This window comes from Promicromonospora umidemergens, assembly GCF_024171995.1.
Classification (GTDB): domain Bacteria; phylum Actinomycetota; class Actinomycetes; order Actinomycetales; family Cellulomonadaceae; genus Promicromonospora; species Promicromonospora umidemergens.
On the sequence record NZ_JAMTCT010000001.1, the window covers coordinates 615,059 to 637,550 of the forward strand.

The 22,492-nt window shown below is 72.1% G+C and carries 22 protein-coding genes and 1 pseudogene; 12 read left to right on the forward strand and 11 right to left on the reverse strand.

Going from position 1 to position 22,492, the window contains the following annotated elements; translation table 11 throughout:
- The first annotated feature begins 81 nt into the window (after positions 1 to 81).
- Positions 82 to 711 carry a cytochrome b gene (locus APR04_RS02860; protein WP_253867742.1) on the forward strand — a complete coding sequence of 210 codons (630 nt, stop codon included), beginning with the start codon at positions 82 to 84 and terminating at the stop codon, positions 709 to 711.
- On the opposite strand, the gene APR04_RS02865 is transcribed toward APR04_RS02860, so the two are convergent.
- Positions 712 to 1,314: a TetR/AcrR family transcriptional regulator gene (locus tag APR04_RS02865; protein WP_253867743.1), complete on the reverse strand. Its 603-nt coding sequence runs from the start codon at positions 1,312 to 1,314 to the stop codon at positions 712 to 714. It abuts the gene before it with no gap.
- A gap of 88 nt (positions 1,315 to 1,402) precedes the next feature.
- Here APR04_RS02865 and APR04_RS02870 point away from each other — a divergent pair, with 88 nt between their 5' ends.
- Positions 1,403 to 1,828: a nuclear transport factor 2 family protein gene (locus APR04_RS02870; RefSeq protein WP_253867745.1), complete on the forward strand. Its 426-nt coding sequence runs from the start codon at positions 1,403 to 1,405 to the stop codon at positions 1,826 to 1,828.
- Positions 1,825 to 2,130, forward strand: a pseudogene (locus APR04_RS02875) (SDR family oxidoreductase); the annotation flags it as partial. The gene APR04_RS02870 and the pseudogene APR04_RS02875, both read left to right, overlap by 4 nt.
- Before the next feature lie 570 nt (positions 2,131 to 2,700).
- Here APR04_RS02875 and APR04_RS02880 read toward each other — a convergent pair.
- The 5 genes from APR04_RS02880 to APR04_RS02900 form a co-directional block, all read right to left on the reverse strand.
- The gene (locus APR04_RS02880; protein ID WP_253867747.1) at positions 2,701 to 4,233 is read right to left on the reverse strand and encodes a sensor histidine kinase; all 1,533 of its coding nucleotides are present in this window, start codon (positions 4,231 to 4,233) and stop codon (positions 2,701 to 2,703) included.
- Positions 4,234 to 4,265: 32 nt separating this feature from the next.
- Entirely contained in the window at positions 4,266 to 4,994 is a 729-nt protein-coding gene (locus tag APR04_RS02885; protein ID WP_253867749.1) for a response regulator transcription factor, read from the reverse strand.
- Positions 4,995 to 5,059: 65 nt separating this feature from the next.
- Complete coding sequence (locus APR04_RS02890; protein WP_253867751.1) at positions 5,060 to 5,872, reverse strand: ABC transporter permease; 813 nt, start codon at positions 5,870 to 5,872, stop codon at positions 5,060 to 5,062.
- Positions 5,869 to 6,783: an ABC transporter ATP-binding protein gene (locus APR04_RS02895; protein ID WP_253867753.1), complete on the reverse strand. Its 915-nt coding sequence runs from the start codon at positions 6,781 to 6,783 to the stop codon at positions 5,869 to 5,871. The genes APR04_RS02890 and APR04_RS02895 overlap by 4 nt, the downstream gene beginning before the upstream one ends.
- 154 nt (positions 6,784 to 6,937) lie before the next feature.
- The gene (locus APR04_RS02900; RefSeq protein WP_253867754.1) at positions 6,938 to 7,564 is read right to left on the reverse strand and encodes a DUF488 domain-containing protein; all 627 of its coding nucleotides are present in this window, start codon (positions 7,562 to 7,564) and stop codon (positions 6,938 to 6,940) included.
- Positions 7,565 to 7,740: 176 nt separating this feature from the next.
- Between APR04_RS02900 and APR04_RS02905 the strand changes: the two genes are divergently transcribed.
- The 3 genes from APR04_RS02905 (at position 7,741) to APR04_RS02915 (ending at position 10,767) form a co-directional block, all read left to right on the forward strand.
- Complete coding sequence (locus APR04_RS02905) at positions 7,741 to 8,676, forward strand: CPBP family intramembrane glutamic endopeptidase (RefSeq protein ID WP_253867755.1); 936 nt, start codon at positions 7,741 to 7,743, stop codon at positions 8,674 to 8,676.
- Between the two features lie 94 nt (positions 8,677 to 8,770).
- Positions 8,771 to 10,099 carry a sensor histidine kinase gene (locus tag APR04_RS02910; protein ID WP_253867757.1) on the forward strand — a complete coding sequence of 443 codons (1,329 nt, stop codon included), beginning with the start codon at positions 8,771 to 8,773 and terminating at the stop codon, positions 10,097 to 10,099.
- The gene (locus APR04_RS02915; RefSeq protein WP_253867759.1) at positions 10,096 to 10,767 is read left to right on the forward strand and encodes a response regulator; all 672 of its coding nucleotides are present in this window, start codon (positions 10,096 to 10,098) and stop codon (positions 10,765 to 10,767) included. Before APR04_RS02910 ends, APR04_RS02915 begins: the two co-directional genes overlap by 4 nt.
- An 11-nt stretch (positions 10,768 to 10,778) precedes the next feature.
- Here the strand turns inward: APR04_RS02915 and APR04_RS02920 are convergent, their stop codons facing one another.
- Both APR04_RS02920 and APR04_RS02925 read right to left on the reverse strand, forming a co-directional pair.
- A complete protein-coding gene (locus tag APR04_RS02920; protein WP_253867760.1) occupies positions 10,779 to 11,180 on the reverse strand; it encodes a nuclear transport factor 2 family protein in 402 nt (133 codons plus the stop codon).
- Complete coding sequence (locus APR04_RS02925; protein WP_253867761.1) at positions 11,177 to 11,989, reverse strand: DUF1684 domain-containing protein; 813 nt, start codon at positions 11,987 to 11,989, stop codon at positions 11,177 to 11,179. The genes APR04_RS02920 and APR04_RS02925 overlap by 4 nt, the downstream gene beginning before the upstream one ends.
- A 182-nt stretch (positions 11,990 to 12,171) precedes the next feature.
- Between APR04_RS02925 and APR04_RS02930 the strand changes: the two genes are divergently transcribed.
- Positions 12,172 to 13,071 carry an aminoglycoside phosphotransferase family protein gene (locus APR04_RS02930; protein WP_253867763.1) on the forward strand — a complete coding sequence of 300 codons (900 nt, stop codon included), beginning with the start codon at positions 12,172 to 12,174 and terminating at the stop codon, positions 13,069 to 13,071.
- On the opposite strand, the gene APR04_RS02935 is transcribed toward APR04_RS02930, so the two are convergent.
- On the reverse strand, positions 13,072 to 13,944 hold the full coding sequence (locus tag APR04_RS02935) for a helix-turn-helix transcriptional regulator (protein ID WP_253867765.1): 873 nt from the start codon (positions 13,942 to 13,944) through the stop codon (positions 13,072 to 13,074).
- Between the two features lie 143 nt (positions 13,945 to 14,087).
- On the opposite strand from APR04_RS02935, the gene APR04_RS02940 reads away from it, so the two are divergent.
- Positions 14,088 to 15,041: an MBL fold metallo-hydrolase gene (locus tag APR04_RS02940; RefSeq protein ID WP_253867766.1), complete on the forward strand. Its 954-nt coding sequence runs from the start codon at positions 14,088 to 14,090 to the stop codon at positions 15,039 to 15,041.
- Positions 15,042 to 15,088: 47 nt separating this feature from the next.
- Here APR04_RS02940 and putP read toward each other — a convergent pair whose 3' ends face one another.
- Positions 15,089 to 16,591 (reverse strand): sodium/proline symporter PutP, encoded by a 1,503-nt coding sequence (putP, locus tag APR04_RS02945; protein ID WP_253867768.1) that lies wholly within the window; start codon positions 16,589 to 16,591, stop codon positions 15,089 to 15,091.
- A 137-nt stretch (positions 16,592 to 16,728) separates the two neighbouring features.
- Positions 16,729 to 18,435, reverse strand: coding sequence for a dihydroxy-acid dehydratase (gene ilvD, locus APR04_RS02950; protein WP_253867771.1), 1,707 nt, complete (start codon positions 18,433 to 18,435; stop codon positions 16,729 to 16,731).
- A 264-nt stretch (positions 18,436 to 18,699) separates the two neighbouring features.
- On the opposite strand from ilvD, the gene APR04_RS02955 reads away from it, so the two are divergent.
- The 4 genes from APR04_RS02955 to APR04_RS02970 all read left to right on the forward strand — a co-directional run bounded on the left by APR04_RS02955 (position 18,700) and on the right by APR04_RS02970 (position 22,405).
- Positions 18,700 to 19,626 (forward strand): amidohydrolase family protein, encoded by a 927-nt coding sequence (locus tag APR04_RS02955; protein WP_253867773.1) that lies wholly within the window; start codon positions 18,700 to 18,702, stop codon positions 19,624 to 19,626.
- Positions 19,623 to 20,423: an SDR family NAD(P)-dependent oxidoreductase gene (locus tag APR04_RS02960; protein ID WP_253867774.1), complete on the forward strand. Its 801-nt coding sequence runs from the start codon at positions 19,623 to 19,625 to the stop codon at positions 20,421 to 20,423. The genes APR04_RS02955 and APR04_RS02960 overlap by 4 nt, the downstream gene beginning before the upstream one ends.
- A gap of 25 nt (positions 20,424 to 20,448) precedes the next feature.
- The gene (locus APR04_RS02965; protein WP_253867775.1) at positions 20,449 to 21,456 is read left to right on the forward strand and encodes an aldo/keto reductase; all 1,008 of its coding nucleotides are present in this window, start codon (positions 20,449 to 20,451) and stop codon (positions 21,454 to 21,456) included.
- Between the two features lie 100 nt (positions 21,457 to 21,556).
- A complete protein-coding gene (locus APR04_RS02970) occupies positions 21,557 to 22,405 on the forward strand; it encodes a fumarylacetoacetate hydrolase family protein (RefSeq protein WP_253867777.1) in 849 nt (282 codons plus the stop codon).
- Positions 22,406 to 22,492 lie beyond the last annotated feature (87 nt).

The window sequence follows — 22,492 nt, forward strand, 5'->3', positions numbered from 1 at the left end:
TGACGTTCTACCGACCACGCGGGTTCCTGGGTGGACGGGACGGGTGGACGGGACGGGCCCGTGTGCGGTGAGGTTGCGGGCATGAGGTGGCGCAACGGCGAGCACGGGTACGGCATCGTCACGAAGGTCCTGCACTGGTCGACGGTCGCGCTGCTGCTCGCCCAGCTCACCGTCGGGTACGTGATGGACGATGAGGCGGATCCGACGGACGTCGACTGTGACCCGGTGGGCGAGCAGCTCGGAGGCGGCCGCACCTCCGACGCCGAGGAGGAACGGCTCGACCGCGCCGAGGAGGAGTGCGAGCAGGTGGCGGAGGCCCGGGAGGAGGGCGCGGACGACGCCGTCGGCGCCGCGTGGTCGGACCTGTGGACGGGCGACCTGGCGGGCGGCGAGCTCACGCTCCCCGGGTGGCACGTGCTGCTGGGGCTGGCGATCGTGGCGATGGGCGTCCTGCGCGTGGTGTGGCGCAGGACGACGCCGCTGCCACCGTGGGACGACCGGCTCACCGAGACCGACCGCATGGTGCTGCACCGGGTGGAGCGCGTCCTGCTCGCGCTGCTCTTCGTCGTCCCTGCGACGGGGATCGCGCTGGTGGTCGGCAGCAGCGACCTCGTGCCGCTCCATGTCGCGGCGCACCTGTGCTTCTACGCCGCGCTCGTCGTGCACGTCGGCGTCGTCGTCCGACGCCGGGTCGTCGGCCGGATGCTCTGATCAGGCTGCCGGAGCGGGAGGACCGGAGCCCAGCACCGCGGCGGCGAAGGTCGCCAGTTGCGCGCGTAGCTTCGCACGCGGGAACTGCTCGTGGCCGGCGAGGTGCTCGACGAGGTCGGCTCTTGTGGCGGCGAGCAGCACGTGTGCCGCGAAGTCGCTGTCGCCGGCATGGCCGGGAATCTGCCGCAGCAGGTCCCGGAGCAGGGTGTGCCACCGTTCGTAGTGCTCGGCCTCGTACGGGCTGGCGTTCCCAGTGCTCTCCAGCGCGAGCGCGAGTCGACGGTTGTCGAGCTTGAAGCACAGGACGGCGTCGAGCAGCGCCGGCACGCGAGAGAGCGGTGGGGTGCTGGACCCCAGTGGGGCAGGGCCGTCCTCGACGGCGTGCCAGACCGGTTCGAGCCGCGCCTGGTACAGGGCGCGGATGAGCCCGACGCGGTCACCGAAGGCGCGGAAGAGCGTCCCCTTGCCGACGCCCGCCGCCGCCGCGATCTCGGCCATGCTGACTTCCTCCGTGCTGTCGCTGGCGGCGAAGAGTTCATCGGCCGCAGCAAGGACCGCCGCGCGGTTGCGGACAGCGTCCTTGCGGGGGCTGCGATCAGGCATGGTGCTCCTCCTTTACAAAACGGACCAGCGGTCCGTATCGTTGAAGCGGACCGCTGGTCCGAATTCTATTCGACGTGGAGGAAGAATCGTGTCGCAACGCACCGCACCGGTAGAGCTGTACCGCCATAGCCTGGACCTCCTCCTGGCAAAGGACATCACCGCCTGGGTCGGCCTGTGGGCCGAAGAGGGTGTGCTGGAGTTCCCGTTCGCACCTGAGGGCTGGCCGGGGAAGCTGGACGGGAAAGAGGCCATCGCCGCCTACATGCAGGCATATCCCGAGCACATCGATCTGCACGAGTTCTCGGACGTGCGGATCCACGAGACCGCCGACCGCGACACCATCGTCGTCGAGATGCGCGGCGTGGGCAGGCTGGTGGAGACCGCCGCGCCGTTCGACGTGCGCTACATCGCAGTCGTGACGGTCCAGGACGGGCTGATCGTCAGCTATCGCGACTACTGGAACCCGCTCGTGGTCAGCGCACCCGGCGCCGACTTCGCCAGGAGCGGCCGATGACCGCCGCCGACGCCGTGCTGGTCATCGGCGCTACGGGCACCACCGGGAGCCGCACCGCCGCGCAGCTGGTCGCCGCCGGCCGCCGGGTGCGGGCGGCCAGCCGTGGTGCGGCCCCGGTGCCGGGCGCTGAGCCGGTCCGGTTCGACTGGTACGACCCGACGACGCATGCGGACGCTCTCGGCGGGGTCGACAGGGTCTACCTGATTCCGCCCGTCGGCGACCCGGACCCGGCGTCCGTGATGCTGCCCTTTCTCCAGCGGGCACGTGCTGAGGGGGTTGACCGTGCGGTCCTGCTCAGCTCGTCGGCTGTGCCGTCGGGAGGCCCAGCGGTGGGAGCTGTGCACCAGGCTCTGCCAAGCCTGTTCGACCAATGGGCGGTGCTGCGACCCTCGTGGTTCATGCAGAACTTCACGGGCAGTCATCTCCACGCCAGCGGCATCCGGGCGAACGGCGTGATCCTGAGCGCGGCAGAGGGCGGCCGCGTCGGATTCGTCGACGTCGAGGACATCGCCGCCGTCGCCGTGCACGCCTTGACCGCCGGTCGCGCGCCCGACTCCGACCTCGTGCTGACCGGCCCGGAGACGCTCAGCTACGACGACGTCGCCACGATCATCACCGAGGTCACCGGCCGGACCGTGCGCCACGACCGGCTGTCCTACGGGCAGATGCGGGAACACCTCGCGGCGCATCTTCCACCGGAGTTCGCCGCGCTGCTCGCGGGTATGGACCGTGCGATCGCTGCTGGTGCGGAGGACCGCACCACCGACACGGTCGAGCGCCTTACCGGTCGACCGCCGCACAGCCTGCGGGACGTGCTCGAACGAGAGCCAGCGTGGGCTCAGGGAAGGTCGCCGAGTCCTGGCGGCGCCCCTTCAGGCTCCTTCGGCTGGCCCCGCGGGGTCGGACGCGGTGTCGGACGCGGGGTCCGCACCCGACAGCGGCAGCGTCAGCCTGAAGCAGGCACCCTCGCCGAGGCCGGTCTCCAGCTCGACGTCGCCGCCGTGGGCCCGGGCGATCGAGCGTGCGATGGCGAGCCCCAGCCCCGCACCCGCCCCGCCCTGGCCGACGACATGGCGGTTCCGGGAGCGGTCGACCCGGTAGAAGCGGTCGAAGGCGCGCCCCGCCTGCTCGGCGCTCATCCCCGGACCTTCGTCCGCGACCTCGAGCACGGCGCGGTCCCCTACCGTGCCGACGCCGATCCGGACGGGAGTTCCCGGCGGGGTGTGGGCGGCGGCGTTTCCCACGAGGTTCGTGACGACCTGCCGCAGCCGGGCCTCGTCGGCGCGCACCGGGGCGGGACCAGCCGGCCCGTCGCCACCCGGTCCGGTGAGCTCGACGGCGCGGGTGGGATCGAGAGCCCGCACGTCGAGCCGGCCGTCGCTCGCCAGGGTGCGCAGGTCCATCGGCGTCCGGTCGAGCTGCTCGGGCGCCTCGTCCAGCTGGGCGAGGACCAGCAGGTCCTCGGTGAGGGCGGCCAGCCGGGTGGCCTCGCGGTTGATCCGGCCCATCGCGTCGTCGACGTCGGCCCGGTCGGGCAGCGCGCCCATCTGGTAGAGCTCGGTGGAGCCCTTGATGCCGAAGAGCGGGGTGCGTAGCTCGTGGCTGACGTCCCAGACGAAGTCGCGCATCCGCGTCTCGGACGCGGCCCGGTCGGCGAAGGCCTGCTCCAGCTGGCCGAGCATGGTGTTCAACGAGCCGGCGAGGTGGCCGATCTCGGTCTCGGGCGGTGCGAGGTCGGGCACGCGCCGGGTGAGGTCGCCGCCGGCGATCGCGGCCGCGGTGTGCTCGATCTGGCGCAGCGGCCTCAGGCCGCGGCCGAGGGCGAGCCAGCCGACCGCCGTCAGCAGGACGAGCAGGACGCCCCCGCTGAGCACGCTGCTGCGCCGGAGCGCGTCGATGGTTGCCTGGCTCTCGGCGAGCGGAGCGGCCGCGATCACGGTGCCGTCCCGCCCGAGGGTCGGCCGGGCAGCGGCGCGCCACCGTTCGGCGCCGTCCGCGCCCGGGAGACCGACGACCTCGCCGTCGGTCGGGACGGTACGCAGCCCCTCGAGCGTCGGCAGGGTGTTGCCGTCGAGCTCGGCGGAGCGGAGGTCCTGGTCCACCTGGCCGTCCGCGTCCAGGTACACCAGGTACGGGGCGCCGAGCAGGTCGAGCGCGGGCCCGAAGAGCTCGCCGGCCGCGTCGAGCTCCGGTGGCAGGCTCGGGGAGGCGCGCGAGACGAGGTCGGTGAAGGACCGCAGCTGGCCGTCGATGCGGTCGAGCTGGTAGCGCTCCAGGTGTTCGGAGAGCAGCGCGCTGATGAGGCTCAGCCCCGCCAGGAGCAGGCCCGCGGTGATCACCAGGAGCCGGACGCGCAGGGAGAACCGCCGCAGCGGCCGGATCCCCGACCGCATTCCCGACCGCATTCCCGAACTCGTTCCCGACCTCGTTCGCAGCGTCACTGTCGCGGCTCCCGCATCACGTAGCCCACCCCGTGCACGGTGTGGAGGAGCTTGGGCTCCTCGTTGTCCACCTTGCGCCGCAGGTAGGAGATGTACGTGTCGACGATGCTGGCGTCGCCGCCGAAGTCGTAGCTCCACACCCGGTCGAGGATCTGCGCCTTGGACACCACGTGTCCCGCGTTCTCCATCAGGTACCTGAGCAGCCGGAACTCGGTGGGTGAGACCCGGACGGGCCGCCCGGACCGGGTCACCTGGTGCCCTTCCGCGTCGAGCGCGAGCGTGCCGACGGTCAGCACGTCGGCCGGGTGCTCGGAGGTGCGTCGCAGGATGGCGCGGATCCGGGCGATCAGCTCTTCTAGGTCGAACGGCTTGGTCACGTAGTCGTCGGCGCCGAGGGACAGCCCGGTGACCTTGTCGGCCTGGCGGCCGCGGGCAGTGAGGAAGAGGACGGGCACCGGGCGGCCGCGTCCGCCCAGCCGCTGCTCCCGCAGCCTCCGGACCACCTCGAAGCCGTCCATGTCCGGCAGCATGACATCGAGCAGCACCAGGTCGGGCGGCTCGGCGACGGCCGCGGCCACCGCCGCACCGGCGGTGGCCGCAGACGACACCTCGAACCCGGCGAACCGCAGGGTCGCGGAGAGCAGCTCGCGGACGGTGTCCTCGTCGTCGACCACCAGCAGACGCTGGGCGCCTGCCGGCGGCTTTGCCCCACCTGTTCGCTCCACGTCGATCAGAGTACGGAGGTCACGGGCGTGACCGGCGGACGAATCGCCCTCCGCGGCCCGGGGCATCACACGTCGCGGCGCCGGAAGAGGACGAACGCGACGGTCAGCACCGCAGCTACCCCGAGGCACATCCCGCCAAGGTTCAGCCAGGGGTACGGGTAGTCGGGGTTCGGGAGGGTGGTGAGAACCGCTGCGGCGCCCTGGCTCGGCCAGAAGTCCAGGATGCCCGCGAGCCCCGACGGGAACAGGCCGGCGAATCCCGGGACCAGGAAGACGATGGACACCAGGGTGACGAGCGCACCCGCCGTGGTCCGCAGGATCGTGCCGAGGCCGACGGCGAGCAGCGCGATCGCCGTCAGATAGACGCCGCCGCCCAGCACGGCGGAGAGGACCCCCGGGTCGCCGAGGCTCGCGTTCGGCACGCCCTGCGCGGCGAGCATGGTCTGCCCGAGGAAGAACGAGATGAACATGAGTGCCTGCCCCGTCACGGCGGCTACGCCGGTGAGCAGCACCGCCTTGGCGGCCAGCAGCCGGTGCCTGCGGGGTGTGGCGGCCAGCGACGTCTGGATGAGGCCGGTCGCGTGCTCCGAGGTGACCACCAGGATGCCCAGCACGCCGATGATCAGCTGGGCGATGAGATACGTCGTCAGGCTCTGGTTGGTCGGGTCCCAGTCCGCCCGCTCCGCGGCGGTCAGGTTCGCGTAGTCCACCCCGACGGTACTCATGCCGAGGGCGGTGATGCCGAGCCCGGCGAAGCCGAGGCCGGCCAGGGTGTACCAGGTGGAGCGCAGGCTGCGGAACTTGATCCACTCGGCGTGGACAGTCCGGGAGAAGGGGACCGCGAGGGCGGCGGCGGGTGCGGCGGCGGGTGCGGTCATGAGGTGGCTCCCAGGTACTCGAGGCTGTCCTTGGTCAGTTCCATGAAGGCGTCCTCCAACGAGGCCTGTTGCGGGGAGAGCTCGCTGAGCACGACGGAGTGGTAGGCGGCGAGCTTGCCGATCTCCCCGGCGGCCAGGTCCGAGACGACGAGCGAGGACTCGGGCCCGTCGCGCACGGTGGCCCCGGCGGCCGTGAGCAGGCGTGCGAACACGCCGGGCTCCGAGCAGCGGACGAGCACCGTGCCCACGCCGTTGGCCGTCATGAAATCGGTCATGCTGGTGTCCGCGATCAGCTTGCCCCGGCCGATGACGACGAGGTGGTCGGCGGTCTGCGCCATCTCGCTCATCAGGTGGCTGGAGACCAGGACCGCTCGGCCCTCGTGGGCCAGGGAACGCATGAAGCCCCGGATCCACCGGATGCCCTCTGGGTCGAGGCCGTTCACCGGCTCGTCGAAGATCAGCACCTGGGGGTCGCCGAGCAGGGCCGCCGCGATCCCGAGGCGCTGTCGCATGCCGAGCGAGAATCCTCCGGCGTGCTTGCCTGCCACGCTCGTCAGGCCGGTCCGTTCGAGCACCGTGCCGACCCTGCGGGCAGGCAGGCCGTTGCTCGCCGCCAGCGCCAGCAGGTGGCTGTGCGCGGTCCGGCTGCCGTGGACTGCGCCGGCGTCGAGCAGCGCACCCACGTGGGTCAGGGGCACGGGCAGGTCGCGGTAGTGGCGGCCGCTGATGGTGACCGAACCGTGCGTCGGCGAGGCCAGGCCCATGATGATCTTCATGGTCGTCGACTTGCCGGCGCCGTTCGGGCCGAGGAACCCCGTCACCTGGCCGGGCTCGACGGTGAACGACAGGTCGTCCACCGCGGTGTCCGGTCCGTACCGCTTGGTCAGTCCTCGTACGTCGATTCTGTTCATGAGGCAGACCCTGCCGGGGCGTGCTGGCCGCGTTCTGGGGACCTCTGTGAGGTTCCGGTGAGTCCCGCCCGCGTCGTGCGCCGTCACCCTGGCGTCGTCGGCAGGGCGCCGTCCGCCGGGCGGACCGACTCACAGGAAACCCCGAGAACCCGGTCTACCGACCGTCGGCGGCGTCCTGTGCCGGGTAGGTCACGTTCGTCTCCGAGTCCACCGACGGTGTGGCGCCCCACCGACCGAGCTCGTGGCGTCGTGGCGAGGCACCGACGATCAGGTGCCAGACCGTCCAGCCTCGTGCGGCGAAGGTGTTGGCGATGAGCAGCCGGTGGCAGCGCCAGGGCATCGGCTCGCCGCAGAGGACCGCGACCCGCTGGTCCTGCGCCAGCTTCGTCAGGCGTTCGACGCCCTGCCGGTACTGGGCGTCGAGGGTGTAGTCGGCGTAGTTCTTGAAGCTCGCGTTCTCCCAGCCGGCGTTGATGTCCGGGTCCACCTGCTGCTTGCGGCGCCGACCGCCCAGCTCGGGCAGGTGGAGGTAGCCGATGTCGGCACGCGCCAGCCACTGCGGCATCTGGTCCTGGTCGAAGTGTGGGGTGCGCCGCGAGCCGGGCAGCGCCCGGACGTCGGCGATCAGCTCGATCCCGTGCTCGTCGAGCGGCCGCAGGAACTCCGGCTCCGGGCACGTCCAGTGGCCGATCGTCCACAGCTCGGCGGATCTCGACGTCTCCGACGTCTCCGACGTGGTCAACGGCATCCCCCTCCGGTCCGGCGAGTCGCGTGCGGGCACGGACCTGCCTCCACCATGGCCTACCTCCACCATCGCATGCCGAGACCATGGCATGCCGAACGGGCCTCCATCCTTCGATGCAGGTCCGGAGGTTCGGTCCTTCGCCCGGCGCGGGCGGAAGGTGCCGACTCCTAGCGTCGTCTCACGTCAGCACCGCTACGACGGAACGAGACGACATGAGTGTCATCGCCCCAGCCGAAGCCCCGGGACGAGGTCTGCGCGCCCTCATCGAGCGCCGCCCCGTCACCGTGTTCTTCGTGCTCGCGAACCTGGCGAGCTGGATCGCCTGGACCCCGTACATCCTCTCGCAGCACGGTCTGGGCGTGCTCGACATCTCCTTCCCTGGCGGAGGCCTTGGCTCGCAGCTGCTGGGCGTGCTCCCGGGCGCCTACCTCGGCCCCATCGCGTCCGCGTTCCTGGTGACGGCGGTCGCCGACGGCCGCGCCGGGCTGCGCGAGTGGGCCGGACGGCTCTGGCGCTGGCGCGTCTCGTGGCGCTGGTACGCCGGGATCCTGCTCGGCGTCCCGGCGGTGTTCGTGGTCTCGACGGTGTTCGTCGGCGGTGAGGCGCAGGTGCCGCCCGTGCTGGTCCTGGCCGCCTACGTGCCTGGCCTGCTGCTCCAGATGATCACCACCGGCCTGGCCGAGGAGCCGGGCTGGCGTGACTTCGCCCTCCCGCGCCTGCAGCGCAAGGTCGGCCCCCTGGGGACGGCCGCGATCGTGGGCCCGCTCTGGGGGGTGTGGCACCTGCCGCTGTTCCTCACGGAGTGGGGCGGCTACCCGGATGCCGCCTGGTACCGCCCGATCGAGTTCGTGGTCGTCTGCGTCATGTTCAACATCGTCATGATGTGGGTCTTCAACCGGACCGGTCAGAGCCTCCCGATGGCGATGCTGTTCCACGTCAGCATCAACAACTTCGCCTCGGTGGTCTGGAGCAGCGTCTTCCCGGGCCTGCACGGGGACTACATCCAGCACGCGCTGCTGCTCGGTTCCTCGGTCGTGGCGGGCGCGCTCCTCGTGGCCACCCGGGGCCGGCTCGGTTACCACCCGGACGACACCGTGCCTGGCGTCGGCCGTTCGACCGCCGGTCAGGCTCTGGTCGCACACCGGTGAGGCGTCCGGGAGGTGCGGGGTCGGCAGGCACCCTGCGTATGGTGCGGACGGACGAGACGTTCCCGCGGGACTGGACGCGATGAGGGAGTTCGCCATGACGTTCGAGGGCCGACAGCACGAGCTGACGGAGCAGTGGACCGGTCACGAGGGGCGCCTTCCGGACCTCGCGGTGGCGGTCGGCTGCTGGGTGGCTGCTTCGGCCATGCTGATCGGCGTCGGGCACGCGGCGTCGGCCGATCCCGGCGGCGACATCGTCACCCCCCACCCGGGACAGCCGGCCTGGTGGTGGGCGCTGGTGGTCCTGTCGCTCCAGGCGGGCGCGCTCCTCGGGCGCCGACGCTTCCCCCGCGCGACCCTGGTCGCCGTCGCGGCGGCAGTCCCTGTCCTGGCCGTCCTCGGAGCGCAGAACGCCACGAGCTTCGGCGTGCTGGCAGTCCTGATCATGGCGTACTCGGCCACGGTGCGCTCGGGGGTCCGCCAGGCGGCGCCTGCCCTGGTGGCGGCCGTCGCGCTCGTCGGTCTGGGCAGCTCCGTGAGCAATGCCGTCACCGGAACGGCGCTCGGCCTGGCCTGGAGCACCGGCCTGCTCCAGGCGGTCGTGGTGGTCGGGCTGCCCGCCGCCGTGGCACTGTTCGTGACGGCCCGCCAGGACGCGCGGGCGGCCCAGGCCGACCGGCTCGCCGCGCTGGGGCGCGAGCACGAGGCGCTGGTCCAGGTGGCGGTCTCGCGGGAGCGGATGGCGATGGCGCGTGAGCTGCACGACATCGCTGCTCACCATCTGACCGGTATCGCGGTGATGACCGGCGCCATGGAGCGGCAGATCGACGTCGCTCCGGCCGACGCCAAGGTCGCCGTCCGCCACGTCCGCTCGCAGAGCACGGAGATGCTGCGCGAGATGCGCGCCCTGGTAGGCCTCCTGCGCGACCCCGGAGCGGGGCCGGACGTGGCGCCGGAAGCCCGCGTCGAGTCGCTCGCGGGCATCCCCGCGCTCGTCGAGGCGGCCGCCGTGGCGAACAGGGACGTCACGCTCTCGCTCCGTGGAGCACGCGAAGGGAGCCCGCTGGGGGACGGCGTCGGACCGCTGGCGCAGCTCGCGGCCTACCGCACCGTGCAGGAGTGCCTGTCCAATGCCGCGCGGCACGCTTCTGGCGCTCCCTGCGAGGTGGACCTCGACCTGCGTGACCCCGCGCTGGTGGTCCTCACGGTCCGGAACGACGCACCCCGTGCGGCCGTGTCGTCACAGGGCCGGAGCGGGTTCGGCCTGGTCGGCATGCGGGAACGGGCAGAGCTGACCGACGCACGCCTGCGGTACGGCCCCACCGACGACGGCGGCTGGCTCGTGTCCTTGACGATCCCGGCCGAACCGGCCACGGTAACGAGCGATGCCCGACCGGGCGCCGACCCTGAGGAGACCCCCGAATGATCAAGGTAGTCGTCGCGGACGACCAGCCGCTCGTCCGTGCCGGGCTGACGGCGATGCTGGACGTCGAGCCGGACATCGAGGTGATCGCGACCGCGCAGGACGGCACGGAGGCGGTCGAGGCAGCCCGCCGGCTGCGTCCCGACGTGGTCTGCATGGACATCCGGATGCCGGGCCAGGACGGGATCTCGGCCACCCGGCAGCTGTGCGGACCCGGTGTCACCGACCCGGTCCCCGTGCTCGTCCTGACCACGTTCGACATCGACGACTACGTCTTCGGTGCCCTGGAGGCGGGCGCGTCCGGGTTCCTCCTCAAGGACGCGGAGCCCGAGGTGCTCGTCGCGGCGGTCCGGTCGGTGGCCGCGGGCTACGGGACGCTCGACAACTCGATCACCAAGCGGGTGCTGCGCGAGGTCGTCACCCGGCGTCGGACCCAGCCGGTCACCGCGGCGCGCGCGGCCGACCTGCTCACCGCCCGCGAGCTCGACATCCTGCTGCGCCTCGCCGAAGGGATGTCCAACGAGGAGATCGCGGGTGCGCTGTTCCTTGAGGTGTCAACGGTGAAGTCCCACCTCGCACGGATGATGCCCAAGCTGGGGGTCCGGTCCCGGCTGCAGGCGGCGGTCTGGGCCTACCAGAACGGTGTGGCCCAGACCGGCGCGGGGAGCTGACGGCGGCGACGTCAGACGGGGGTGCCGCTGGGCAGGGCCGCGTACTCCTCGATGCGGGCGATGAGCCCGTCGTCGCCGTCGTCGAAGCGGAAGTACACGGCAGCGTCCACCCGGAAGTGCTGGCCGTCCTTCGTGGTGACGTGGACGACGTGCTGCTGGAGCACCTCGCCGGGCCGGGCGAGCTGCCGCGTGATGTCGTAGCGCATCGACTCGATGGCGCCGATCTGGCTCTCCATCCCGGCGATGTTCTCGTCGATCGTCGAGTCGCCCTTCCCGTCGTTGTGCCAGACGGTGGCCGTCGCCGAGCACATCGCCCGCGCACCCGCCCAGTCCGCCTGCTCCAGGTGGCGGAGGTAGGCGGTCGCCTTGTCCGTGAGGTCCTGGCTGAGGTCCTGGCTGAGGTCCTGGCTCATGCTGTGGCTTCCTTCTGCTGGTGGTGTACGAGGGCCCGTTCCCCGGCCTCGACCCGCAGAGGCAGGTGGTTGGCCGTGGGTGCGAGCGGGCAGGTGAAGACGGTCGGGGCCAGGTGGTGGTGGGAGAGGGTCGCCCGGTTGAAGTCGACAGTCAGCGGGCTGCCGGGGTCCGTCTCGGTCCCGTTGGTCCGGTCGGTGAAGATGACCAGCCGGTGTCCCGGCATCTCCTCGAGCACCGTCAGGACGTACTCGGTGCCCTCGATGGTGACCGCGAGGTCGACGGGCGAGCTCATGGCCTCGGTGCTGCGCGGAGTGGTCAGGCGGCCCACCTCGGTGCGGCGGCCCTCTGGTGCCGCCCGGTACTCGCCCTCGAAGACCCAGGCAGGGTCGTACGGGAAGGTCTCGATGCCGGTGAGGCCGGACCGCTCGACGGCGCCGGGGTCCATGACGACCAGCCCGTAGGCCCCGTCCGAGCCCCCGGCGAAGCCCACGAGGTCCCCGGGAAGCTCCAGGGCGCTGCCGGACGGCACCGTGACCGTCCCGTCCACCGTCTCGCGATCGACCCGCACCCCCTCACCGGCGGAGGCCGTCACAGTCAGGGCGCCTGCCTCGGTGGTGCGCCACCGCCCCGGGACACCGGGAATCGTGCGGGGCGCGAGCCCGGCGACCGTACTCTTGGCGACGACCGTCGCCTTGCCGTTCGGGCCGGCCACCTCCTCCCATCTCGTCGTGCGCCACGCGTGGTGCTCAGCGGGCACCTCGGCGGCCAGGAGGGCCGTCTGCTGGGGTGGAACTCTGTCTGCGGTCATGGCGCGACCCTACGAGCGGCATGCGCGAGAGGCGTAGGGTCTTGCTGACAACGCAAGACGACGGTGCGAGGGTTGCCGGGCAGGCAACCGTCGGTCGTGTGCTGCTGGTGCTGGCGGGCGCGCGGCCGCTCTGAGACCCTGACCCGATGCCGGCCGCCGGGGCCGCGCGGAACGGAGCCGGCGTGACATCGGAGTTCCTCACATCGGAGTTCCTCACAGTCCCGTCCGGGTTCGCGGCCCGGACCGTCCAGCGGGAGCAGGCGGCCGGGCTGGAGTGGGTCGGCCGGCTTCCGGACCTGGTCCGGCGGCTCCTGCACGAGTGGCAGCTCACCCTCGCCGGTCCGCCCGTCGCCGGGAACGTGGGCCTGGTGTGGGAAGCGCGGCGCCGGGACGGTGCACCCTGCATGCTGAAGGTGGGCTGGCTGGACGCGGAGACCAGGAACGAGGCCGAGGCGCTACGCCGGTGGGACGGCCAGGGCGCTGCGCGGCTCATCGAGTCGTACCCCGACGCGGGGGCCCTGCTGCTGGAGCGGCTCGACGCGGGGACGAGCCTGACGGCTGCGCCGATCGGCACGGCCGTCGACGTCGCCGCCGAGCTGCTGGACCTCCTGCACGTCCCGGAGTGGTCGGGGTTCGACGACGCGCTGGAGCTGGAGTCGAGGGTGCACGCGCCGAGCGCCGCCTGTCAGGAACACCTCCGCGAGCTCCGGCCCGCCGTCGAACAGGCCTTCCGGAACGCTCCGCACGTGCTGCTCCACGGCGACTTCCACTACGAGAACGTGCTCCGCTCGGGCCCCGCGTGGCGAGCGATCGACCCCAAGCCGTCGCACGGCCCGGGCGAGTGGGACCTCGTGCCGCTCCTGCGGAACCGCTTCACGGAGTACCCGGTCGGGTCTGGTCTGCTGCCGGGCATCCGGGACCGCCTCGACACCCTGGTCGCGGCCACCGGATCGGACCGCGGCCGGGCGTACCTGTTCGCGCGCTACCGGGCGGTCCGGGACGCGGACTACGCCAGGCGGACCGGTGACGCCGGGTTCGAGGAGGTGGCCTTCGCGATCGCGGAGGCCACGTCTCCTCCGTAGTCACGCCGAGCGGGTCCCGACGACCTGCGCCAGCAGGGAGACCGCCTCCGCCGACGAGGTACCGGGCGGCGTCGTGTGCGTGACGAGCGTCTGGTCCGGGTGGTCGATCGACCGCAGGGTCTGCTGCGTGACGGTGAGGGCGCCGACCAAGGGGTGGTGCAGCGTGTAGTCGGCGGTGGCGCAGGCCCGGACCCTGTGGTCGCCCCACAGCGTGGCGAAGTCCGGGCTGGCCATCGAGAGGGTGCCGATCAGCGTCGCCAGCTCGGGGTCTTCGGGGTGCCTGCCCACGGTGAGGCGCAGGTTGCCCACCACGGCCCGGCTCTTCGCTCGCCAGTCGGCGTAGAGCTCGCGCGTGTCGGCGTCCAGGAACACCAGGGACGCCATGTTCGGACGGGTTCCCGGCGTCGTCGGTGCACCGGGCTCCAGGTGACCGGCGAGCAGGGCGTGCCCGAGCGGGTTCCAGGCCAGGACGTCGCTGCGGCGCCCCATCACGAGCGCCGGCACGCCGGTGAGCGCGCCGAGGAGCGCCGCGAGGGCCGGGTCGGCCTTCTCCGGCGCGCTCCGCTTCGTCGCCCGCTGCGTGCCACGGCCGGTCGCGAGCCGCCGGAGGTGAGCGCGTTCGGCGTCGTCGAGCTGCAGGGCGGTGGCCAAGGCGTCGAGCACCTCCGGCGACGCGTTGCGGGACTGGCCCTGCTCGAGCCGCGTGTAGTACGAGGAGCTGACCCCCGCGAGCAGCGAGAGCTCCTCGCGCCGCAGCCCGGCGACCCGACGGCGGTCCCCGTAGCGGGGCACACCGGCGTCCTCAGGGCTCAGGCGCGCGCGACTGGCGCGCAGGAAGGCGCCGAGCGTGTCGGTGGGGGCGTCAGCGGGCATGGTGCCAGTCTCCCGCACGCGCACGCACGGTGCCTGACCCTCCCAGGGGTAGGCACGGGCGGGTCTGGTGGACCGGCCACGATCCCGGCGACTGTTGGTCCGGGCCGCGACAGGGCGTCTGTGGCCACCGAACGGAGAACCTGATGACACAGAGCACGATGACCGAGGTCACCCCGACGAGCGACCACCTCGTCGTCGGTGAGGTCACGGTGAGCCGGGTCGTGGAGAGCGTCGGCAGCATCGGCATGACCCCGGACCAGTTCTTCCCTGGCACGGACCCGTCGGCGTGGAACGGGCACGAGGGTGAGCTGCGCCCGTTCTTCCTGGAGGCCGACGGCGCGACGACGATGGAGAGCACCTCCCGCGTGGCGATGCAGACCTGGATCATCCGGAGCGGGGGCAGGACGATCCTCCTGGACGCCGTCGTCGGCAACGACAAGGACCGGCCCGACGTGCCCAGCTGGTCGCACCTGCAGACCGCCTACCTCGACGACCTGGCAGCGGCCGGGGTCACGCCGGAGAGCGTCGACGTCGTCGTCAACACGCACCTGCACGCCGACCACGTGGGGTGGAACACCCGGCTCACCGACGGCTCCTGGGTGCCGACCTTTCCGAACGCCGAGTACCTGCTGCCGGCCGAGGACCTGGCGTTCTGGGACCCGGAGAACGACAACGAGACCGTGATGGGGCCCGGTGCGCACGGGGTCTGGGCCGACAGCATCGCACCGGTGCTCGCCGCCGGTCAGGTCACCGCGTGGAGCGGTAGCCACCGGATCGACGACGCCCTGACGCTGGAGGCCGCGCCGGGCCACACACCGGGCGCGTCGATCCTCCGGCTGGTGTCAGGGGGCGACGAGGTGCTCTTCGTCGGGGACACCCTGCACAGTCCGGCCCAGGTCATGGACATGCACACGAGCAGCTGCTTCGACGAGGACCCCGCGCAGGCCCATCGCACACGTGCCCGCCTGTTCACCGAGGCGGCCGAGCGGGACCTGCTCCTGCTGCCTGCCCACTTCGGGGGGCACGGCGGGTTCCGGGTGGCGAAGGACGGGGACGGCTTCCGGATCGTCGGCTGGGCAGGGCTCACGGCGGTCTGACCAGCCGGCCCACCCGTCCGACCGTGTCGCACGGGTGGGCCTGGTCGTCAGGAAGCGACGGTGCGCTTCGCCGACGCGAGGCGCGTCGCCTCGGCGAACTCCTCGCGGATCGCCTCGGACGGCGCCGGGGTGAGCAGGCTGACGACGATCGCGACGAGCCCGCCCAGCACGAAGCCCGGAACGAGCTCGTAGAGCGTGTCGGCCAGCGGGGAGCGGCCCCAGGCGAACGCGACGACGGCGCCGACGACCATGCCGGACAGTGCGCCCCAGCGGGTGAGCCGGGACCAGTACAGGCTCAGGATCACGATGGGGCCGAACGCCGCACCGAACCCGGCCCAGGCAAACCCGACCAGGTCCAGGATGCTGTCGGTCCGGCCGAACGCGATGACCGCGGCGACCACGGCGACCAGCAGCACGCCGGCGCGGCCCAGCATCACCTGGGTGCGGGTGGACATCTCCTTGCCTGTGATCTTGACGAGGTCCTCGACCAGGGCCGAGGAGGAGACGATGAGCTGGGACGAGATCGTCGACATGATCGCCGCGAGGACCGCGGCCAGGACCAGGCCCGCGAGCAGCGGGTGGAACAAGATCTGCGACAGGTACAGGAACACCGTCTCCGGGTTCTCCAGCGTCTCACCCTGGGCATTGACGTAGGCGACGCCGATCAGGCCCGTGACGACCGCGCCGAGAGCGGTGACGATCATCCAGCTGATGCCGATGCGGCGTCCGGCGACGGCGTCCTGCGGGGAGCGCAGCGCCATGAAGCGCACGATGATGTGCGGCTGGCCGAAGTAGCCAAGGCCCCACGCGGCGGCGGAGATGATGGTGGTGGCGGACGCGCCGGCCACGAACGACAGGTGGTTGGCCGCGCCGCTGGACTCCGCGGCGAGGAGGCCCTCGCGGATCGGCTCCCAGCCGCCGAGGTCGAAGAACGCGACGACGGGCACGGCGACGAGGGCGAGCAGCATCAGGATGCCCTGCGCGACGTCGGTCCAGGTGGCGCCGAGGAACCCGCCGAAGAGCGTGTAGGCGAGCGTCACCCCGCCGACGACCCAGATGCCGGTCGTGTAGTCGAACCCGAACGAGCTCTCGAAGAACGTGCCGCCGGCCACCATGCCGGAGGAGACGTAGAACGTGAAGAACACGAGGATGATGACGCCCGACGAGGCGCGCAGCAGGCGCGACGTGTCGCGCAGCCGGTTCTCGAAGAAGCTCGGGATGGTGATCGAGTTCTTCGCCGTCTCCGTGTAGGCGCGCAGGCGCGGCGCCACGAACTTCCAGTTGAGCCAGGCGCCGATCGTCAGGCCGATGGCGATCCAGGACTCGACGAGCCCGCTCACGTAGATGGCGCCCGGAAGGCCCATCAGCAGCCAGCCGGACATGTCCGACGCGCCGGCGCTCAGCGCGGCTACGCCCGGGCTGAGCCGTCGGCCGCCGAGCATGTAGTCGTCGAGATTGTCGTTCGTCCGGCGGAACGCCGCGTAGCCGATACCCAGCATCAGTGCGAGGTACGCGACGATCGCGATCGTCTTCCAGGCCTCGGGGGTCATGGAGTCGCTCCAGTATTCGTTGCGGAAAAAACTTACGTGCGCTTGGCCTTGAGCCGGGAAGTCTCGCACGAAGTGTTACCCGAGACTCGAATCGCCCGCCGAAACGAATCCGGATCGTTAGTTTGCGGCGGTGCTCCCTACTCCAGCACCGCACCCTTCGACGCGGACTGGACCAGCTTCGAGTACTTGGCGAGCACGCCCCGTGTGTACGAGTGGGGGATCGGCGCCCAGCCTGCCGCACGGGCGGCCAGCTCGGCAGGCTCCACCAGGAGGTCGAGCGTCTTGGACGCAACGTCGAGGCGGATGCGGTCGCCGTCGCGCACGAACGCGACGGGTCCGGCGTCGACGGCCTCCGGCGCGATGTGCCCCACGCACAGGCCGGTGGTCCCGCCGGAGAACCGGCCGTCCGTGATGAGCAGGACGTCCTTGCCGAGCCCCGCGCCCTTGATGGCGCCGGTGATGGCGAGCATCTCGCGCATCCCCGGTCCGCCCTTGGGACCCTCGTAGCGGATGACGACGACGTCGCCCGCCTGGATCGTCCCGTCCTCCAGGGCGTCGAGTGCGCTGCGCTCGCGCTCGAACACCCGCGCGGTGCCCTCGAACACGTCGGAGTCGAAGCCCGCCGACTTCACGACGGCGCCCTCTGGGGCGAGCGACCCGTTCAGGATCGTGATGCCACCGGTCTTGTGGATCGGGTCGTCCATGGCCCGCAGGATCTTGCCGTCCGGGTCGGGCGGGGCGATGTCGGCCAGGTTCTCGGCCATGGTGCGGCCGGTGACCGTCATCACGTCGCCGTGCAGCAGCCCGGCGTCCAGCAGGGCCTTCATCACCACCGGCACGCCACCGATCCGGTCGACGTCGTTCATGACGTACTGCCCGAAGGGCTTGAGGTCGCCCAGGTGCGGCACGCGGTCGGCGACGCGGGAGAAGTCGTCGAGCGTCAGGTCGACCTCGGCCTCGTACGCGATGGCGAGCAGGTGCAGCACCGCGTTCGTGGACCCGCCGAACGCCATGACCACGGCGATCGCGTTCTCGAACGCCTCCTTCGTCAGGATGTCGCGCGCGGTGATGCCCTTGCGCAGCAGGTTCACCACCGCCTCGCCCGAGCGGTGCGCCCACACGTCGCGCCGGCGGTCGGCCGACGGCGGGGCCGCCGACCCGGGCAGCGACATGCCGAGCGCCTCGGCCGCCGACGCCATCGTGTTGGCCGTGTACATGCCGCCGCACGCGCCCTCGCCCGGGCAGATCGCCCGCTCGATCCGGTCCACGTCGCCCTGGCTCATGAGCCCGCGCGAGCACGCCCCGACGGCCTCGAAGGCGTCGATGATGGTCACCTGCTTCTCCGTGCCGTCCTCGAGCTTGACCCAGCCCGGCATGATCGAGCCGGCGTAGAGGAACACGCTGGAGAGGTCCAGGCGCGCGGCCGCCATCAGCATGCCGGGCAGCGACTTGTCGCACCCGGCCAGCAGCACCGAACCGTCCAGGCGCTCGGCCTGCATGACGGTCTCCACCGAGTCGGCGATGACGTCGCGGGACACGAGCGAGAAGTGCATGCCCTCGTGGCCCATCGAGATGCCGTCGGACACCGAGATGGTGCCGAACTCCAGCGGATAGCCGCCAGCGGCGTGCACACCCGCCTTGGTGGCCCCCGCCAGCCGGTCGAGCGAGAGGTTGCAGGGCGTGATCTCGTTCCACGAGCTCGCGACGCCGATCTGCGGCTTCGCGAAGTCCTCGTCGCCCAGCCCCACGGCGCGGAGCATCCCGCGCGACGCGGTTGCCTCCAGGCCGTCGGTCACCGTGCGGGAGCGGGGCTTGATGTCGACCGGGTTCTCGGGGTTGAGCATGGGACCCATCCTGCATCCTGCTCGGCCCGCGTGTCTCGTGCCGGGGCCGGGCCGGTCGGTACCCCGCCGAGTGCAGACTTGATGGCGCCATGATCCAGCGAGTGCAGAGTTCGTTGCGGATACCGGGTCTCCATCCGCGACGAAGTCTGCACTCACCGATCACGGGGGCGACTGAGTCTGCACTCGGGACGGGGCGGTGTCGGCGGCGGTCGTCGTGATATACATCTGATGTTTCCGCTCGAACATCGCCGGAGGGGAGCATCGGTGCTGCACGATGTCGTGGACGCACATCATCATCTGTGGGTGCGCTCGCGCGCCCCTCAGGACTGGATCGACCCCGTGACCATGGCCGCCATCGACGCGGACTTCACGCCCGCCGACCTGCCCGCCGCCGCGCACGGGGTGACAGCGACGGTCGTGGTCCAGTCCGCGAACCTGTGGTCCGAGGGCCGCGAGCTCCTCGAGATCGCCGCGTCCGACGCCGGGCGGGCCGCCAGGATCGGCGGCGTGGTCGCCTGGGCGGACCTTCTCGATCCCGACGTGGGCGACCGCGTCGCCGCACTACGGGCCGGGCCCGGCGGCGGAGCGCTGGCCGGGATCCGCACGCAGGTGCAGGCCGAGGCCGATCCGGCGTACCTGGACCGGGCCGACGTGCGCCACGGCATCGCCGCCGCCTGCGGCGCTGCGGGCGCGGACGGCCTCGTGTTCGACCTGCTGGTGCGCGCCGACCAGCTCCCGGCAGGTGCGCGGCTCGCCGCGGCGCTGCCCGAGGTGTCCTTCGTGCTCGACCACCTGGGCAAGCCGCGCCTCGACACCAGCGCCGGCACCGGCGCTGGCACCGCGCCGCCCCTGGCCGCCTGGAAGCAGGGCCTGACCGAGCTCGCCGCCCGGCCGAACGTGACGGCCAAGCTGTCCGGCCTGGTCACCGAGGCGCGCTGGGACGGCTGGCGGGCGGACGACCTGCGGCCCGCCGTCGACCATGCGCTCGAGGTCTTCGGACCGGAGCGGCTCATGTTCGGCTCCGACTGGCCCGTGTGCCTGCTCGCGAGCGACTACGGCGGGTGGATGGCCACGCTCGGCGACCTGCTCGGCGGGCTGAGCCCGGACGAGTCCGCCGCCGTGTGGTCAGGGACCGCACAGCGTGTGTACCACCTGGAGCGCGCGCACAACCCCGAGGAGAGCCACACATGACATCCGAGACCACAACATCCGAGACCGCGGCCGCACCGGCGGCCGAGCTCACCGGCGTCCGCGCCGTCGTCACCGGCGGCGCGTCGGGGATCGGGGCGGCGATCGTGCGCGCCATGCTCGCCCGCGGCGCCCAGGTGACGTCCATCGACCGCGTGACCGACGGCGTCCCCGCGGATGCAGGGGCCCAGGTCGCCGATGTGACCGACGACGCGGCCGTGCGCGCAGCCGTCGAGGCCGCCGCGCAGGCGATGGGCGGCATCGACGTCGTCGTCAACAACGCGGGGATCGGCGCACAGGGCACCGTCGCGGACAACGACGACGCCGAGTGGCTGCGGGTCCTGGACGTGAACGTGCTCGGGATCGTCCGCGTGACCCGCGCCGCGCTGCCGTACCTGCGCGAGTCGCCGCACGCCGCCGTCGTGAACACGTGCTCGATCGCCGCCTGGACCGGCCTGCCGAACCGGGCCCTGTACTCGGCGTCCAAGGGGGCGGTGCAGGCCCTCACGCTGGCCATGGCGACCGACCACGTGCAAGAAGGTATCCGCGTCAACTGCGTGAACCCTGGCACTGCCGACACCCCGTGGGTGACCCGGCTGCTCGACACGGCCGACGACCCCGCCGCCGAGCGAGCGGCGCTGGAGGCGCGCCAGCCCTCGGGCCGGCTCGTCGGCGCCGACGAGGTGGCGCACGCGGTCTGCTACCTCGCGAGCCCCTTCGCCGCGGCGACCACCGGCGCGATGCTCGCCGTGGACGGCGGTTCGCACGCGCTGCGCACCCGTGCGCCCGAGCAGGGCTGAGGCCGGTCACGGAGGGAGGCCAACGATGGAGACGACGGCGGTACGCACCACCGGGGTCCGGCTCACCGCGCTCGGCCTCGGCGCCGCGCCGGCGGGCAACCTGTACCGGGCGACCACGGACGAGGAGGCGCACGCGACGTTCGAGGCGGCCTGGGCCGCAGGCGTCCGGTACTTCGACACCGCGCCGCACTACGGCCTCGGGCTCTCCGAACGCCGGCTCGGCGCGTTCCTGCGCACCCGGCCGCGCGACGAGGTGGTGGTGTCCACGAAGGTCGGACGACTGCTCGTCCCGTCGCCGGAGACCGCGCACCTGCCCGACCCGGACCTGTTCCAGGTGCCGGCCGACCTGCGCCGGGTCTGGGACTTCTCCCGCGACGGCGTGCTGCGGTCGCTCGAGTCCAGCCTGGAGCGCACCGGCCTGGACCGGGTCGACGTGGTCTACCTGCACGACCCCGACGGCCACTGGGAACAGGCGGCGCACGAGGCGCTGCCCGCGCTCACGGAGCTGCGGGACCAGGGCGTGGTCGGCGCGGTCGGCGCCGGGATGAACCAGTCGGCCATGCTCACCCGGTTCGTGCGCGAGACCGACGTCGACGTCGTCATGTGTGCCGGGCGGTTCACGCTCCTTGAGCAGCCGGCGCTCGCCGACCTGCTCCCCGCGGCGGCGGAGCGGGGGGTCGCCGTCGTCGCAGCGGCCGCCTACAACTCCGGCATCCTCGCGCACGACGCCCCGCCGTCGGACGCCACCTACGACTACGCGCCCGCCGACGCCGAGCTGCTCGACCGCGCCCGCCGGATCGCCGCCGTCTGCGCCGACCACGGCGTCACGCTCCCGCAGGCGGCGCTCGCCTACGTGCGAACCCACCCGGCGGTCGCGAGCACCGTCGTGGGGCTCGGCACTCCGGAGCAGGCCCGGCAGGCCGGGGAGCGCGCCGCGGCACGAGTGCCGGCCGACCTGTGGCGCGCGCTGGCCCACGCCGGCCTGCTCGCCGAGGCGGCGGTGCCGCCACCCGTGAACCAGCACCACTCATGAGCCAGCACCATCCCGTGAACCAGCACTACCCCGTGAACCAGCACTACCCCGTGAACCAGCACTACCCCGTGAACCAGCACCAACCCGAGAGAAGGTACTGATGCGTCTGCTCCGCCTGGGTCCTGTCGGCCAGGAGATCCCCGCTGTCGAGGACGGCGCCGCCGTCCACGACCTGCGGCCGCTCACCGCCGACATCGACGGCGCGTTCCTCGCGTCCGACGGGATCACGCGTGCCCGGACCGCCCTGGCCGCTGGAGAGCTGCCCCTGCTCGACGGCGCCGACCGGCTGCGCCGCGGGGCGCCGGTCGCGCGGCCGGCCGCGGTGATCGGTATCGGGCAGAACTACGCCGCGCACGCTGCCGAGTCGGGCGCCGAGCCGCCGTCGTCCCCGATCATCTTCTTCAAGCATCCCGGTACGGTGGCAGGGCCGGACGACGCCGTCGCGCTGCCGCCCGGCGCCGACAAGGTCGACTGGGAGGTGGAGCTCGGCGTGGTGATCGGCAGGCGGGCCTGGCGGCTGCCGTCGGCGGACGCGGCGCGGGAGCACGTCGCCGGGTACACGATCGTCGACGACCTCAGCGAGCGGGCCTGGCAGATCGAGGAGTCGGGCGGCCAGTGGTCCAAGGGCAAGTGCGCCCCCGGGTTCGCGCCCACCGGCCCGTACCTGGTGCCCGCCGACGACGTCGACCCGACCGGCCTGCGCCTGCGGTCCTGGGTGAACGGTGAGCCGCGGCAGGACTCGGTGACGGCCGACCTGATCTTCGGCGTCGACCACCTGGTGCACCACCTGTCGCAGTACATGGCGCTCGAGCCGGGCGACCTGATCTGCACGGGGACCCCGGAGGGCGTGGCGCTCTCCGGGCGGTTCCCCTACCTGCGCGACGGGGACGTCGTCGAGCTGGAGATCGAAGGGCTCGGCCGGCAGCGGCACGCGTTCGTGGCCGAGTGATCGCCGGGGTAATCATCTGACCTATTGTCACCGGACCGTGTCCCGAAGGGACGGTTCGGTGACGATCTGGCCCGGGATCTTGAGATG

Coding starts and splice junctions, on each gene's coding strand:
- APR04_RS02860 (WP_253867742.1), top strand. CDS start 82: ATGAGGTGGCGCAACGGCGAGCACGGGTACGGCATCGTCACGAAGGTC.
- APR04_RS02865 (WP_253867743.1), bottom strand. CDS start 1,314: ATGCCTGATCGCAGCCCCCGCAAGGACGCTGTCCGCAACCGCGCGGCG.
- APR04_RS02880 (WP_253867747.1), bottom strand. CDS start 4,233: ATGCGGTCGGGAATGCGGTCGGGGATCCGGCCGCTGCGGCGGTTCTCC.
- APR04_RS02890 (WP_253867751.1), bottom strand. CDS start 5,872: ATGACCGCACCCGCCGCCGCACCCGCCGCCGCCCTCGCGGTCCCCTTC.
- APR04_RS02895 (WP_253867753.1), bottom strand. CDS start 6,783: ATGAACAGAATCGACGTACGAGGACTGACCAAGCGGTACGGACCGGAC.
- APR04_RS02905 (WP_253867755.1), top strand. CDS start 7,741: ATGAGTGTCATCGCCCCAGCCGAAGCCCCGGGACGAGGTCTGCGCGCC.
- APR04_RS02910 (WP_253867757.1), top strand. CDS start 8,771: ATGACGTTCGAGGGCCGACAGCACGAGCTGACGGAGCAGTGGACCGGT.
- APR04_RS02915 (WP_253867759.1), top strand. CDS start 10,096: ATGATCAAGGTAGTCGTCGCGGACGACCAGCCGCTCGTCCGTGCCGGG.
- APR04_RS02920 (WP_253867760.1), bottom strand. CDS start 11,180: ATGAGCCAGGACCTCAGCCAGGACCTCAGCCAGGACCTCACGGACAAG.
- APR04_RS02925 (WP_253867761.1), bottom strand. CDS start 11,989: ATGACCGCAGACAGAGTTCCACCCCAGCAGACGGCCCTCCTGGCCGCC.
- APR04_RS02935 (WP_253867765.1), bottom strand. CDS start 13,944: ATGCCCGCTGACGCCCCCACCGACACGCTCGGCGCCTTCCTGCGCGCC.
- APR04_RS02940 (WP_253867766.1), top strand. CDS start 14,088: ATGACACAGAGCACGATGACCGAGGTCACCCCGACGAGCGACCACCTC.
- putP (WP_253867768.1), bottom strand. CDS start 16,591: ATGACCCCCGAGGCCTGGAAGACGATCGCGATCGTCGCGTACCTCGCA.
- ilvD (WP_253867771.1), bottom strand. CDS start 18,435: ATGCTCAACCCCGAGAACCCGGTCGACATCAAGCCCCGCTCCCGCACG.
- APR04_RS02960 (WP_253867774.1), top strand. CDS start 19,623: ATGACATCCGAGACCACAACATCCGAGACCGCGGCCGCACCGGCGGCC.
- APR04_RS02965 (WP_253867775.1), top strand. CDS start 20,449: ATGGAGACGACGGCGGTACGCACCACCGGGGTCCGGCTCACCGCGCTC.
- APR04_RS02970 (WP_253867777.1), top strand. CDS start 21,557: ATGCGTCTGCTCCGCCTGGGTCCTGTCGGCCAGGAGATCCCCGCTGTC.